Below are 16053 nucleotides of genomic sequence, written 5' to 3' on the forward strand. Positions count from 1 at the left end.
TTGACCGTGCTAGATTTTTATCTGTAAAGTTGTGTACCAGGTGATGGGCTGTGCCGGAATGATACCCGGTCCCGGGTATCCTGTAGCCCTTCTGGTGAAGTAGGAATTATTTAAAAGGTTATTAATTCCCGCTTCCAGCCTGAATTTCCCTAAAGAATAAGAAGCCGATACATCCATAATTCCATAGGCCGGAATACTCCCTTCAATCCCGCGTTGATTATCAGTTATATCTTGTGGCGCATTGGTAGCATCTGTAAATTGTTCCGAGAGATAAGAATATTGCAATGCTACCAGCAAATTTTTATAGCCGGCATTTAAACCAGCTTTTAAATTAACTGCCGGAATAAATTCAACCTCGTTTCCCTCTACGTTCGTTTCTTCAGAGCGGGTATATTCAGATTTGGTAAATGCCGCGTTGATAAAAGTATTCAGTTTGTAATCTTCAGCCTGCTCGAAAAAGGTATTTTTAAGGTTCCAGTCGGCAAAAGTTTCCAGGCCATATATAAAAGCATCTCCAATATTTCCGCGGAAACGTACAATTCTTCCTGTTTCCTGTAGATCACCACTGGTATTTTCACGAACTTCAGGTTTTAAAACCTCCCCTATCCTGTCATTATATTTTAAAGCGAAAATACTCGCGTCATAGGAAAATATTCTTTTATACCTTCCACGAATCCCCAGATCTGAAGTAAAACCCTCTTCATCATTTATATTTGGGTCTACCTGGAAAACCGGGTTGATCACCCGAATATCATTAAAGGTGACCGAACGGTAATTTTGGGAAAAATTGGCATAGATTTCATTGGAGGCATTAAGGTCATAACTACTTCCAATCCCCAGCAATAAGAAGTTTCGATCAAACTTGCGATCATCTTCAATGGTTTCATTGGAAAGAACATTTCCCGCCAGATCCTGAATAATAAACTCATAAGCCCCATCTGCTTCCGTTTTGATAAACTCATATCGAAAGCCGGGAGTAACTGAAAACCTTTCGGTTAAATTGAAAATATTCTCCCCAAAGAAAGCCAGGTTTTTATTCGGGAAATCAAAAGCTGCCTGCCTGGAATAATTAGGAAATTGTTTATCTGCAAAATTAAAATCGGGGCCGGAATTAGCACTTCCTGCTCCCTGTCTTTGCGAATTATGGGCATTATAAAATTTTGAACCCAGCAATAAAACCGATTCCCCTTTAAATAAATCATAGCGTGTAAGAATCCTTGCTTCTGCGCCCCAGTTCGAAAAATCGTCTACCAGGAGTTCCCGGGGAGCAGTTGGATCATCTGCCTGGGAAACCCTATTTTCCCTAAACCCCACAGCCGATCTGGATGCATCCAGTCCAAAAATATTTAAGCTGAAATCTGTCTTTTCGGAAAACTCGTGTTCCATTTTCAGGGCAAATAAATTCCAGTTCACATCAAACCAGTTCCTTTTACGGTTACTAAAATCTGGTTCTTCATAAAACTGGGCATCGGTTAAACCACCGGGTTGCTGCGCGAGATAATCTAAAAAAGTATATTCAAAAGCTAATTTTGTTTTATCTGAAATTTGCCAGCCTAAATGGACAAAAGCATTATGAGAATTGTATTCAGAATTGGGCCTGAAGCCTTTTCCTCCTTTATAATTATAGTAAGTGTAATAACTGAAATCGCCCACAGTCCCGCTTAGACTATTGAAACTGGTAAAAAGATCATAGGACCCTACAGATTGCCGACTGACCAATTCTATCTTTTTATCCCTTACCGGCTTTTTGAATTTAAAGTTGATGAGCCCGCCAAACTGTGTCCCGTATTGCAGAGAAGCGGCACCACGAATTACTTGGATTTCCTCCAAAGCTTCCGGTGGAGGGGTATAATAACTTTCAGGATAACCTAAAACATCTGCGGAAATATCGTAACCGTTCTGGCGCGTATTGAAATTCTGGGTTCGATTGGGATCCAATCCCCGCCCGCCTATATTCAGCTGCAATCCGGCGTCTCCATTATCATAAATATTCAAACCTACTACCTGGCTATAAATTTGACGTGCATTATTGGCAGCGAGGTTGCCCGTCACTTTATCCATTAATACCACTTCCGTTTTTTTCCCTGCGTAAATGGCAGTTCCTTCTACTTTTCTCAGACTCCGCAGAGCAAAAATTTGTTCCCTTCGATTATTTAAAACTACTTCATTTAAGCTTTCTGCCAGGGGTTGTAATGTAATCTCCTGAACATAGTCTTCATCTAACTGAACTTCCAATTCTAAAATTTCATATGCATAACCAAAAATGGCAAAAACATAAGTGCCTTCTGATAATTCAGAAGTTTGAAAATTCCCATTTTCATCGGCCATAGTAAGTTTACCCGTGGTTTTATTCCATATCTCCGCCCTGGAAATGGGATTTCCATTTACTGCCGAAATCACTTTTCCGCTGAAAGTAAATTGGGCATTGGCAAAAAAACTTATTAAAAAAAACAGACTAAAGGCCTTTAATTTCATCGTTGAAGGGTAAAATGAATGTTTTGTGTTTAAAAGAATTGGTGTATTCCAAAAGGTTTTTTTCGGGATCAATATAAGGGGTGCTTTTTCTCCCGTTTAGGGCAACGTAGCTGTCTACGTAAATTTCAATATTCTTGTGTCCGTCTTTTCTAAAATATTCCGCAAGATAATGCGCATACTGAATAATAAAATCTGGTTGGAAACTCATCTGCTTTTCCTGAAAAGGCGTAAGAAAATCGGCATTATCAACATAAAATCTATTGCCGGTTTTTGCATCGATCACTTTAAACTGGGCATAACCCGATTTTTCCATTAACATCACCCTCCAGCTAAATCGATATCCTTCCTCTGTCCAGAAGAGTTCCCCAGGATATAGCAAATATCGCCAGGGCATTAATAATTGGATCACGAAAAAAGCTGAAACCGCCAGGTGAAGGATTTTTCTTTTTTTCGGTTTATAAAAAAGCAAACGCTGATTATCAAATTGGGCTTTTTTAATCTTAAACCATACGGAAATTTTTTCCAAAATTTGATGATGCACCTGCGGACTAAAGAAAATTAACGCGCTTACAATCATCACATAAGGAAACATCCCAATAGGGAAAAGCACCCGGGTTAAAACATGAAATATGATCACCAGGATAAATGCAAAAAATCGGGTCTTTCTCCATAGTAATAAAAAAGGAATACAAAGATCGTAAAGCATGCCGCTCCAACTGAAAAAATAATGCATCCAGTCCTGTTGCATCAAATCCCCTAAAAAAGGCAGATCGTATTTAGAAGGCAGCCATATTTTTAAGGGCATCGCCCGCAAAAGCCAGTCGGAATTTATTTTGGCCAGGCCGGCATAAATATATACAATACTGAGCAAAAGTTTGATGGAATCGATAGTCCACTTCGGAACCTTCTGAAAAGCTTTTTTTGTATCTTTTTTCGCATCAAAAGAGAAGTAGACCGCAGCAGGTAAAAAGATCATTAAAAAACTAAGGATGCTAATGAAATAGTAATGATTGAGGTAGGTGGTCTTATCCATGAGTTCGATATACGTAAAACTCAGGAAAAATGTAATGATCGCCAGGCGATATTTAAATCCTACTGCTACCAGTAGTGCTGAGATCGCACAAATTATAAAAATAAGATAAGTGAAATTCCCTAAAGGCTTTACCCATTCAAAGCCTGCATAAGAAAAGTGAAATTTAGGTAAAATATAGAGTTTTTCGATCCAGCCTTTAGACCAAAATCGCAGAATACTCCCGAACATCATTAAACCAAAAAACAAACGAAAAACCGCCAATGGGGCGGCTTCTTCGTAAGTATTTAAATATTTGTTCAGGCTTAGATGCATCTAATCTCCATCTGAATCTACATAATCTACTGAAATAGACAAAGCCTGCATCATATCTACCTTTAGCAATACAACCAACCTTTGCAATTCATCAAAATTTGACAACATCAAAGAATTATCATTTTCGACCTGTGCTTTTAAACTGGATTTAAGGGTCTCACTTTTAGAAAAAACAACAGCAAACTGATCTTTAATCAATTTATCCAGGTCTGCGTCATCTTTCATACTATCCAGATATTGCAAATAATCGCTAAAACTGGATCCGTTTCCCGTATCAACAATCGAATTCCCCAGATAAAAATCGTAAAAACTGTTTAATGCCGTCTCATATAATTCTTTGGAAAGATCTTCGGCATAAAAAGCTTCCACATTTTGAGGTGAAGGCGTGCCGGTAAATGCGCCTGCAGGATAGCCTATTTTCCCCGATCTTAGTATCTTTTCGAAATACATCACATATTCATTGGTGAAACGATCTACAGAACCGGTGCTGGACGAACTCGTATTGTTAACAAATGTATCACGATAATTTCCCTGCCAGGAAGCATTCACCTGGGAAGTAAGGTTATTGATCCTGGAAGCTACATCAACCAAATATTTTTTATAAGCTTCTGAATTTGTGTCGCTGATATAAAACTCCAAAATATCTTCATTTGTAGAGCCCAAACCAAAAAGCAAATAATCCAGTGCGGGAAAACCCTGCTCGGTATAGGAAGAGGGCAAATCTAAATTATAACTCCCCGTTTCAATTTTACTATCTACAGACGAAGTATTTACCGGATACGTATTCAAATAATTGCGATAATTCAATTCATCAGCTTTACCAATTTCAAACATGGAAACTGTCTCGAAGCCGTTATAGGCTTCGCGGAAAGATTGCTGCAGAGAAATTAAACTTTCTGAAGTTGGATTTGCCGAGAAATTTTCAGAAGCCAGTTGCAGTTCATTTGTTTGCTCAGTAAATGCAGCATATGCCGGGACGATAATAACATCTGCCCAATTGGCCAACATTGCTCCACGGTCAAAAGAATTTGGGGTTTCACCGCCATCATCTCCGCCAGGACTATCATCCCCTTTAGAACAGGCGGCGAAAAGTATCGTGACTAGTAGTAATATTCTTGAAAATTTGATCATATATAAAGAGTTAAAAGCCAGAGTTATAAATAACCACCCTGGCGAATGATATTATTCTGCAGCTTCTGCTACGGTAAATCCAAATTCAGATGCAATTTCCTGAGCCGAACTATCCAATGTTTCCGGCGTTACATCCCAAAAACCATTTCCGGCAAGCAGCGCAGATTTAATGGCATTGATGCTTTCAGTTTCTAAGTAAGGCATATCGTTATCAGGATTATTTGTAAACCTTAAACTGTAAATAAATCCGTAGCCTTCAGAAAGTTCATGAAATGCTGAACCAAATTCACCTTCCGCCAGAGACGTTTTTCCGCCCATTAAATAATGTACCGCCCTTACAGCGATCACTGTAGAAAGATTTTCTCGAATTATGGCAACCTGCTCATCGCGTAACTCATAATCCCCGGCAACAATTGCAGCCCGACCTACTTTAAAAGCTTCTAAAGTTTCGGCGGCTATACCCGCGAAATCCTCATCGGCATCTACCTGCCCTAAATAACTAAACAACAGTCGATCGTTACTCTGGTTTAACATAGAAAACGGATCGTTTCCGGGAATGGATGGATCACCAACCAGGTAACCGTAAGCCTCATCCCATTTGTGCTCCATAGTCGTATAAACCTGGCCGTCTTCTGTAATTGTATCATCATTATTGGAACGGTTATCCCCTTCATCCAATACTGCCGTAGAGAGATAATTATTTAAAATTTGATCTGCCAGCAAACCGCCAATTAAACCCTTGGCAAAAGCCTGGTTTAATTCCAACCCTTTTTCATTTACATAACGAACGCTGGAACCGGAAGCAATTTGCCCGGCAACTCCCGCTTCAGCAACCTCTTCCTTATTCTGCAGCACAGTCGTCATTTGTTCTGAAATAAAACCTTCGAAATCGGCCTTAATTTCATTGCTTTCAACCGTATTTGTTGAAAAATACAAATTTGAAGAGGCAATTTTCGATTTTATGCTTTTATCTGAAGCATTTAACTCTTCATTTGAAAATGCATTATTCGTGTTTGAAAACATATCCAGCAGTAATTGTTCCGAAGAATTGTCAAAATCTGTAAATGCTGCATTTAATTCAGCAGCCATTTGTAGCCTGGTAGTTTGTCCGTTATAATCTACGGTAGACTGCCCATCCCTTTCGAAAGTATAATTTGCGGGAATTATAATTTCATTTTCTTCGATCTCATTTATATCATCATCAGATGAACAAGATGTAAAAAATGTGGCGGTGACCGCTGCTACATATAGTAAATTTCTCATGTTCCTTATTTAGACTTATTAAAAATAATGTTCGCCGGCAAATATAAAACGACAATTAAAACTTCACAACATTATTTAGAATAAATTTAAATAACTTTTTACGATGGCTTTTTTAAGAGCTATAGAAGAATTTAATGATAAGCTTTAAACATTTTTGAAGCCTCGTTATAAGCCGATTCAAAACTGGTCATTTTGATATTACAATCGGCATTAGCTGTATTGAAATAGGAAAGCATTTTTTCTGAAGGCATATTCCCTGTAAGTTCATCTTTTGCCATGGGGCAACCACCAAAACCCTGGATAGCTCCATCGAAGCGAAAGCAGCCGGCCTTAAAAGCAGCATTTATTTTCTCATGCCATTTGGTTGGGGTGGTATGAAGATGGGCTCCAAATTCAATATTTGGATATTGGGGAATTAAATTCTCAAATAAATATTCAATAATATCCGGGGTAGAAGATCCTACGGTGTCTGATAATGATAAAATTTTTACACCCATAGCCGAAAGTTTTTCCGTCCACTCCCCTACGATCTCAACATTCCAGGGATCTCCATAAGGATTTCCAAATCCCATAGATAAGTATGCCACGACCTCTTTGTTCGAACTATCGGCAATATTTAAAATCTCCTGCAAAACCTCAACCGATTCGGCAATGGTTTTATGGGTATTCCGCATCTGGAAATTTTCTGAAATCGAAAAAGGATAACCTAAATAATCAATTTCCGGATGCTGGCTGGCATCTTCAGCGCCACGTGTATTGGCAACAATAGCCAGTAATTTACTTTGGGTAGTGGAAAGATCCAGGCCCGCAAGCACTTCCGAGGTATCCTGCATTTGGGGAATTGCTTTTGGCGAAACAAAACTTCCAAAATCTATCGTATCAAAGCCACATCTTAAAAGCGACTGTATGTACTGCGTTTTTTCCTTAGTTGGAATAAAATCTTTGATCCCCTGCATCGCATCCCTGGGACACTCTATAAGTTTTACTTTCGCCATACGCCCAAAGATAATATTTTTTGATTGTCCTTAAAGTTTCAAATAGTGATAAATAACGCCATTCCAGCGCAATTGAGTATGGACTTGTTTCAAAATTTTGAATCCTATAAATCCTTATAATAAATCGATATCCTGAAAATAAATATACAGTGGATCATAGAAATCTATAAATAATTGAAACTTCCTAATAAAAAATTTCTTAAACCGACTATCCCTGCCTGCGGCTGGCAGGCCCGGGGCAAGCCGTAGGGGTACCAGCCTGCCGGCTGGCAGGTTTCACCGGTTTTATTTTGGCCTCTGGGCAAAAACCGGAATTTTATATTTCCCCTCACCCAGAACTGCGAAAAAGCAGTTCCGATCTCTCCCAAAGGAGAGGTGAAGAGGAAAACCCCGACGCAAAAGCATCGGGAAATTATTGAGATTAAAGAAGTATAAGAATGGCAATTAGTACAAAAACGCACACCTGCATCCATTTTAACCAGATTCCCGCATTCTGATTCGATTTTATATAGGCAGAAATTTTATGCGCCAGTATAGCCACAAGGCTAAAAATTATTAGGGCCTGGAACATAAATAAAAACCCAAGAATATAGAATTGCAATATAGTATTGGCCTCAGGATCCCAGAGAAATCCGGGGAAAAAGGCCAGAAAAAATATCCCGACTTTAGGATTTAAAACATTCATGATAAATCCCTGTTTATAAAGCTGGACTAAACTCCTATCTCCTACTTTTTCAGAAGAAAATACAATTTTTGGGTTGCTTTTATAAACCTGATACGCGAGGTAGAGCAAATAGGAAGCTCCCAAAATTTTAATAATTAGAAAGATCGAACCTGATTGCTGGATGATCACCGAAACTCCAAAAGCCACCAAACTCGTGTGAATTAAAATTCCGGAGACTAAACCTAATGCTGTAATTATTCCCTGTTTTGATCCGTAAGCGATCGAGCGTACCAAAACATAGATAATGTCTGGCCCAGGTGATAATGTGAGTACTATTGATGCGGTTAGAAACGGAATGATTTGATCCAGCATTCACTTTAATTAATTTATAAACCTTTTTCCAGGATCTTTTTATTGATCGCTTTGATCAATGCCGGGCCTTCATAAATAAAACCGGTGTACAACTGGACCAGACTTGCCCCGGCTTCCAATTTTTCAATAGCATCTTCGGCCGTGTGTATTCCGCCCACGCCAATAATGGGGAAAGATTTGTTGCTTTTTTCAGATAAAAACCGAATCACTTCCGTAGATCTTTTTGTGAGTGGCTTTCCGCTGAGTCCGCCCATTTCATTTTTGGCTTCAGATTTTAATCCTTCTCTGGAAATGGTGGTATTTGTAGCAATGACCCCAGCTATCTTAGTCTCCTGAACAATCTCAATAATATCCAATAGTTGATCTTCAGTTAAGTCTGGAGCGATTTTTAATAATATTGGTTTGGGAGCTGTATGCTCCCTATTTCTATTTTGAAGTGTATTCAAAAGATTTTTTAAAGGTTCTTTATCCTGAAGTTCCCTTAGATTGGGTGTGTTTGGTGAACTTACATTCACCACGAAATAATCTACATACTCAAAAAGTTTGTCAAAACTGAAAACATAATCCTTAACCGCTTCAGCATTTGGAGTGAGCTTATTTTTGCCAATATTACCGCCAATTAAAACATTCGTATTTTTCTTTAATCTGGACACCATGGCTTCAACACCTTCGTTATTAAAGCCCATTCGGTTGATAATAGCGGCATCAGCTTTTAACCTGAACAATCTTTTCTTTTCATTTCCTGCCTGGGGTTTGGGAGTGACCGTGCCCACTTCAATAAACCCAAATCCTAAAGCCGAAAGTTCTTTAAATAATTTGGCATCCTTATCAAAACCAGCGGCAAGACCAACCGGGTTTTTAAATTTTAACCCGAAAACTTCCCGCTCAAGCCTTTTATCATTTACTGAAAATCTCGATCTCAAAACTGATGGCATACCAGGAATTTGACAAAATTTTCTTAAAAAATCGAAAGTGAAATAATGCACTTTTTCTGGATCAAATTTAAAAAGAACTGGCCGTATAAGAGATTTGTACATAAACTTGCAGATTTCTGCAAAAATAGTTAATTATATATTCAGAAAATTTCTGAAGTAGCTATAACAAAAAACTAACCCATCCCGAAAGAATCGGGATGGGTTAGTTGTAAAGTCTTTTTTTAATTATTCAGTTTAAAGTGAAAGACTTACTCTTGCAAAAAGAAAGCGTCCTCCAATTCCAAACTGTTGCGCACGGCGAGACCAGTCAAATCTCCCGCTACTGCGGTTTTCAAACTGCTCCTCTGCCCTATCGGGATACACATCGAAAATATTATTAGAACCTATGGTAAGTCGTACTGCGTCTGTCGCCTGATATCCCAACGAAAGATCGGTTACCAGTTTGGAACCAAAAACCTGCTGACCCTCCAAACGTGTTACTGCTTCAGTTACTTCGCCGAAATATACATTTCTCAGGAAGACATTAAGTTTATTAAGCGTAAGATTGTTGGTAAGGTTCACTTTTGTTCTTGGCACCGCTTCTTCAAGATAAATGCGGCTGTCTTCTGGAAAATACGTTCCTACCAGTCCTGCACGTTCTAACTGTGGAGAAGCATTAATGCCTCCTACCTGCTTAGTTTTTGAAAGCGTAGCGGCAAGATCAGATTTTAGCTGCACATTTTCAGAGAAATAAGCATTGTGTGTAAGCACCATATCCAGACCCTTAGATTCGGTATCTATCGCGTTGGCAAAAAATGACGCCGCGGTAGCATTAGCCTGAGCTAGTAAATTGTCCAGCTCGGTTCCGGTTCCGGGGCCCTGAAACTGCCCCGTATACACAATCCTATCATCAATGGCAACAAAATATCCGTCTACAGTTAAGCTCATATTAGCTTCAGGAAGCTTCGCCGCAAAACCTAAGCTTATACTTTTGGATGTTTCCTCCTTAAGCTGCGGAATGCCCAGTAATTGTGCCGGCCTGCTATCATTTGAAAAAGTTCCAACTTCCTGTGGATTTCCGGCATTATCGAAAATGGTGGAAGTAGAATTAAAATACAACTGATGAAGCGAAGGCGCACGGAAGCCAGTATTGGCCGCCCCTCTAATATTTATATTATCTGTTAGTTTATATCTTGAGGAAACTTTAAAATTTATGGTTGAACCAAAATCTGAATAATCTTCAAAACGTGTGGCGAAGGTGAGCAGAAAAGCTTCGGTAAGATCGGCTTCTACATCAAAATATCCTGCGATACTACTTCGCTGCCTGGAAAGTTCATTCTTAGGACTAAATCCAGGAAAAACCTGGGAGCCTCCAGGTCTTGCGCTTCCGAAGAAATCTGTAGAAGGCATTTGATCTGCACGAAGCACCACATCTCCATTCTGGGTATATTGTTCATACGACGCTTTTTCACCGGCTACAATTTCATAAGTTTCTAGTCGATATTCTGCTCCAAATGCTATGTTTAACCCTTCAAAAATATCTTCATATAATTGCGATATATCCAGGTTGGCAGTATTCTGGGCAAAGGAAAATCCTCCCGCATCAAAGCTTGTAGGACTCGCCTTTAACAGGGAAGCATTAGAAGTATTCGAGATAAGATAAAGGAATTCATTCTTTCCCCAGGTATTGCTAAAATCGACATCCCATTCAGAAACTTTACCCCGTATTCCTACGGCAATGGATTTATCGTTAATCTTGGAATTTATTTCAGGCAAGAAACCATTATTATAAATAGGAGTGAATGTTCTACTTTGGTTGGGTAACCTATAGAAACCGGCAGAATTTCCTTTTCTTGAACTCATTCCAGCAAAGGAATATAACTCGGTTCCAGCATCGCCCAAAGGCAGGGACATATTTGCAAAGAGCCTACCCCCACGAAGTGCAGACTGCCCTACCCTCATATTAAAATCGCTACGCACAAGGCCGCGTGCATCGAGTTCATTTTCAGTCACGTCCGCGCCCAGGAGGGATTGCAGCGCCGTTCTGTCCTCAGCATTAGCAATATCACTCTGTAAACCGGAGTCAAAATAAGATACATTCTGCGCATACTGCTTTATCTGTTCATCGGTAAGATTAGCAATATCTGCACCTGCATTAGAAGCAATTCTTTCGATGGCATTATAGGCATTAAAAATGCTGCCTTCCCATTCTTTCATTCGATTATAATCTTCACGGTAATCAAAATCCCCTGCAAAGCTTACAAAACCTCCATTATCACCCAGTTCAATCCCATAGCTGGCTGCGACATTTACAGTCTCACCATCTACGCCCCCGGTTTGTTCATTTGCATTTTCGCTAAAATTTGCCCCAGTTGTTACATCAAAATTTAGTTTATTCACATCATCCTTTAAAACGATATTGATAACTCCCGCAATAGCATCTGAACCGTACTGTGCCGCAGCACCATCCCGAAGCACCTCTATCCTTCCAATTGCTGCAGCAGGAATAGCATTTAAGTCGGTTCCCACACTACCGCGGCCAAAAGTACCGTTCACATTTATTAAAGAAGAGTTATGCCTTCTTTTACCATTAATTAGCACCAGTACCTGATCTGGCCCTAAACCTCTAAGAGATGCAGGATCAATGTGATCTGTCCCATCTGAAATTGTTTGTGTATTTGAGGAAAATGAAGGTGCTACATAATTAAGCATCTGGTTGAGGTTTACCTGCGGAACGGCGATCGATATTTCCTGCATATCCAGTACATCTACCGGCACCGAAGAATTGGTTACGGTTCTTGCCCGACTTCTAGAGCCTACTAGCACCACTTCGTCTAAAGCCATACCAGAGGTCAAGGTTACATTTATGACCGAGCGGTCTATTTCAATTTCACGGGCGTCAAAACCTACAAAAGTGAATACCAGCGTTTGTCCCAAAGCTGCTTCAATAGTATAATTACCATCAAAATCGGTAATAGTTCCCTGGTTTGTCCCTTTAATTGAGACAGTAACTCCCGGCAGGGGCTGGGACTGCTCATCTACAATAGTTCCGGTAACTTCCTGGACTTGTGCCTGCATTAGCCACCCGGTGAGCATAAAGAGGAACATTAAGTACTTGTTTTTCATAATTCTTTGGTTTGGTTCATTTCCAATATACCTTAATGTTTTAATAAAGACCAAAAATTATACAGGTCATTTTGAAAAAACCATATAATTTAACTTGATTAAGTTTTTAATCAGATTAAAATCCCAAAGCAGTATCGTCCCCTCTTTTATCTGCTCCACCTTCCAGTTTGCCACTTGGCAGAACCCTGATCGCATCTACTTTTCCTATGATCATGGATTCCCCCTCATTCACCTTATACCCTTTGAGCTTTAACGAATCGAGCAGATTTTCATCAAAACTATCAGTTTCAAAAAGAACAACATCGGGCAACCACTGGTGATGAAAACGAGGGGCGTTGACCGCTTCCTGCATGGTCATCCCAAATTCTGAAACATTCAGGATGGTTTGAAGCACCGAGGTAATTATTGTAGATCCTCCGGGAGAGCCCAAAGTAAGCCAGAGCTCACCATTCTTTTCCACAATGGTAGGAGTCATGGAACTAAGCATTCTCTTACCTGGAGCTATAGAATTTGCCTCTGCCCCTATTAGACCAAACATATTAGGAGACCCGGGTTTTGCGCTAAAATCATCCATCTCATTATTCAGGAAAAAACCCAGTTCATCTACATAAAGTTTAGAACCATAAGCACCATTAAGCGTAGTCGTGGCAGCGATCGCATTTCCAAATTGATCTATGATAGAATAATGTGTTGTTTCCATGCTTTCATAACCAGCAATCTCTCCATGCTCAATTTCTTTAGAAGAAGTAGCTTTTGAAAAACTGAAATTATCCATGCGTCCTTTTAAATAAGAATCACTCAGTAAAGTATCAGATGGAATTTTAACAAAATCAGGATCCCCAAGATAAAAACTCCTATCAGCATAAGCCCTGCGTTCCGCTTCGGTAAGAACCTGGATAGTTTTTATTGAATTATGCCCATACTTTTCTAAAGGATATGGCTCTGCCATTTTCAGGATTTGCCCCATGACAATACCCCCGCTGGAAGGTGGCGGCATAGAGATAATCCCGAGATCTTTATAATTAAAGGTTACCGGATCCCTCCACACGGCCTGATATAGCTTAAGGTCCTGCATAGTCATGATACCACCATGAACTTTAAGGTATTCAATCATAAGCTTGGCGGTTTCACCTTCATAAAATTCCTTTTTTCCATTTTTCACGATCCTCTCCAGCGTATTGGCCAGGGCAGGATTTTTTAGGGTATCACCCGCCGCGTAAGATTTGGCAAACAGAATGGTATCGTTATTCTCACTAATAAAATTTTCACTGTATTTTTTTAGAGTTTCAGCCTGGTGCGCTGTAACCACATAGCCATTACGGGCCAAATCAATTACGGGCGCCAATATTTCCTCCATAGGTAACGAACCAAATTTCTTGTGAACTGCAAAAATTCCAGAAACCGTACCGGGAACACCTACAGCCAAACCTCCCAGCTTGGTTTTTTCAGGGGTTACATTTCCCTGCTCATCCTGATACATTTTCTTGGAAGAGGCAAGGGGAGCTTTTTCTCGATAATCTAAACTTCCTTTTTCTCCATTTTCCATACGGTAGACCATAAAGCCACCACCACCAAGGTTCCCGGCAAAAGGATAGGCAACCGCCAGGGACATTTCTGTAGCCACCATCGCATCAAAGGCATTTCCACCCTTTTGTAGGATAGATAATCCAATTTTAGAAGCTTCTTCCCTGGCAGAAACAACTATTGCTTTATTGGCGACTAGTCCAAACCTTTCAGTATCTCTTGTATGATCAATTTGTTCAGGCTTATCGCACGAGTGTATGAATACCAGCAGAAGGAGGAGAAATAGTTTTTTCATAAGTTTAAGAGAAAGAATTAGGGGTTAATTTATATTTGCCTGAAGGCAATTATTATTCGTAAAATAGCTTATATTTTTCTTCTAAAAAAATCTAACCAGAATGACCAATAAACAACATATTATAGATCGATTTTTACGCTACGTGAAAATTGATACACAAAGTGATCCTAAAAGCACAACTACTCCCAGCACAGAGAAACAATGGGATCTTGCCAACCTTTTGGTTGAAGAACTGAAGCAAATAGGCCTGGCAGATGTGATTATAGATGAAAATGCCTATATAATGGCCACACTTCCTTCAACAGTTGGCCATCAGGTACCCGTTATTGGTTTTGTTTCTCACTTTGATACTACTCCGGATTTTTCAGGAACCCATGTGAATCCTCAAATCATTGAAAATTATGATGGAAAAGATATTATCCTGAATAAAGAAAAAGATATAATCCTTTCTCCAGAATATTTTGATGACCTTGAACAATACAAAGGGCAAACTCTTATCACGACAGATGGCAATACCCTCCTGGGAGCTGATGATAAAGCAGGAATTACTGAAATTATTACTGCCATGGAATATTTGGTCAATAACCCGGATATTCCTCATGGAAAAATTAGAATCTGTTTTACTCCCGATGAAGAAATTGGGCGTGGGGCCCACAAATTTGATGTTGATAAATTTGGGGCTGAATGGGCTTATACCATGGATGGAAGCCAGATTGGAGAACTGGAATACGAAAATTTTAATGCCGCAGGCGCAGTAGTGCGCGTTCAGGGAAAAAGCGTGCATCCCGGATACGCCAAGGATAAAATGATCAATAGCATATATATCGCCCAGGATTTTATCAATTCACTACCAAGGCTAGAAACTCCTGAACATACCGAAGAGAGGCAGGGGTTTTTTCACCTAAGTAGTATCAAAGGCGATGTTGAAGAAACTGTTTTGGAGTATATTATTCGGGATCACGATAAAAAGCATTTTGAAGCCCGCAAGCAAGTGATGATCGACCTTGTTGAGGAAATTTGTAAACAATATGAGCGGGATTGTGTTCAAATTGAAATTAAAGATCAGTATTTCAATATGAAAGAAAAGGTACAACCGGTCATGCACATTGTAGAACTGGCTAAAAATGCCATGGAGGCAGTTCACGTGGAACCTATTATTAAAGCTATTCGTGGTGGAACTGATGGGGCACAGCTTAGCTATAAGGGACTTCCCTGCCCGAATATTTTTGCCGGCGGACATAATTTTCACGGGAAGTATGAATATGTGCCGGTGGAAAGCATGCAAAAAGCTTCAGAAGTTATCGTTAAATTAGTTGAACTTACTGCGAAGAAATATGAATAATTAAAAACCTGGATCATGGCCATTAAAACACCCGAAGAATATTTATCCAAACATACATACTGGGAAAACGAATTAAGAGGTCTTCATGAAATGATCCTTAGTACGGGATTAAAAGCATCGATTAAATGGAGTACTTTGGTCTATACCTTAAACGGAAAAAATGTGGTGGGTTTAGGTGCACATAAGAACCACGGAGGGATCATGTTCTTTAACGGAGCTTTATTAAAGGAAAATACCACTCTTTTGGTCAATGCCCAGGAAGGTAAAACAAAAGCAATGAGGCAAATTAAATTCACCAAAGATGAGCCCATCGATCCGGAAAAAGTTAGGCCTTATATTTTGGAAGCAACACAAAATCAACGGGAGGGTAAAGTGATAAAATCAACCATCAAAGTAATTATCCCCAAAGAATTGAATTCAGAATTAAAAAAGGATACCGACTTACAAAAGTCTTTTGAGGGTTTAAGCCCGGGAAAGCAGCGTGACTATGCAGATTATATCTCACATGCAAAGCGGGAAGAAACCAAACAAAAAAGACTGGAAAAGATTCTCCCCATGATAAGAGCAGGAATGGGCCTCAATGATAAATACAAAAATTGCTAAAAAT

At 39.6% G+C, this 16053-nt stretch carries 11 protein-coding genes; 2 read left to right on the top strand and 9 right to left on the bottom strand.

The annotated features are described in order from the left end of the window. Positions 1-9: 9 nt before the first annotated feature. The 9 genes from DHD80_RS16690 to ggt form a co-directional block, all read right to left on the bottom strand. Positions 10-2475, bottom strand: coding sequence for a TonB-dependent receptor (locus tag DHD80_RS16690; protein ID WP_251742600.1), 2466 nt, complete (start codon positions 2473-2475; stop codon positions 10-12). Next, positions 2456-3820: an HTTM domain-containing protein gene (locus DHD80_RS16695; RefSeq protein WP_251742601.1), complete on the bottom strand. Its 1365-nt coding sequence runs from the start codon at positions 3818-3820 to the stop codon at positions 2456-2458. Before DHD80_RS16695 ends, DHD80_RS16690 begins: the two co-directional genes overlap by 20 nt. Continuing rightward, complete coding sequence (locus DHD80_RS16700; RefSeq protein WP_251742602.1) at positions 3821-4951, bottom strand: imelysin family protein; 1131 nt, start codon at positions 4949-4951, stop codon at positions 3821-3823. Positions 4952-5002: 51 nt separating this feature from the next. Next, entirely contained in the window at positions 5003-6214 is a 1212-nt protein-coding gene (locus DHD80_RS16705) for a DUF4856 domain-containing protein (RefSeq protein WP_251742603.1), read from the bottom strand. 131 nt (positions 6215-6345) lie between these two features. Beyond that, positions 6346-7209 (bottom strand): hydroxymethylglutaryl-CoA lyase, encoded by an 864-nt coding sequence (locus DHD80_RS16710; protein ID WP_251742604.1) that lies wholly within the window; start codon positions 7207-7209, stop codon positions 6346-6348. Positions 7210-7630: 421 nt separating this feature from the next. Further along, positions 7631-8245, bottom strand: coding sequence for a LysE family translocator (locus DHD80_RS16715; RefSeq protein ID WP_251742605.1), 615 nt, complete (start codon positions 8243-8245; stop codon positions 7631-7633). A gap of 14 nt (positions 8246-8259) precedes the next feature. Further along, on the bottom strand, positions 8260-9282 hold the full coding sequence (locus tag DHD80_RS16720; RefSeq protein ID WP_251742606.1) for a quinone-dependent dihydroorotate dehydrogenase: 1023 nt from the start codon (positions 9280-9282) through the stop codon (positions 8260-8262). Between the two features lie 132 nt (positions 9283-9414). Beyond that, positions 9415-12285, bottom strand: coding sequence for a TonB-dependent receptor (locus DHD80_RS16725; RefSeq protein ID WP_251742607.1), 2871 nt, complete (start codon positions 12283-12285; stop codon positions 9415-9417). 115 nt (positions 12286-12400) lie between these two features. After that, complete coding sequence (gene ggt, locus DHD80_RS16730; protein ID WP_251742608.1) at positions 12401-14104, bottom strand: gamma-glutamyltransferase; 1704 nt, start codon at positions 14102-14104, stop codon at positions 12401-12403. A 100-nt stretch (positions 14105-14204) separates the two neighbouring features. On the opposite strand from ggt, the gene pepT reads away from it, so the two are divergent. Continuing rightward, a complete protein-coding gene (gene pepT / locus DHD80_RS16735) occupies positions 14205-15446 on the top strand; it encodes a peptidase T (protein ID WP_251742609.1) in 1242 nt (413 codons plus the stop codon). Between the two features lie 15 nt (positions 15447-15461). Further along, positions 15462-16049 carry a YdeI/OmpD-associated family protein gene (locus tag DHD80_RS16740; protein WP_251742610.1) on the top strand — a complete coding sequence of 196 codons (588 nt, stop codon included), beginning with the start codon at positions 15462-15464 and terminating at the stop codon, positions 16047-16049. The last annotated feature ends 4 nt before the right edge of the window (positions 16050-16053 follow it).

The organism is Gramella sp. AN32 (assembly GCF_023718305.1).
Lineage (GTDB): Bacteria > Bacteroidota > Bacteroidia > Flavobacteriales > Flavobacteriaceae > Christiangramia > Christiangramia antarctica.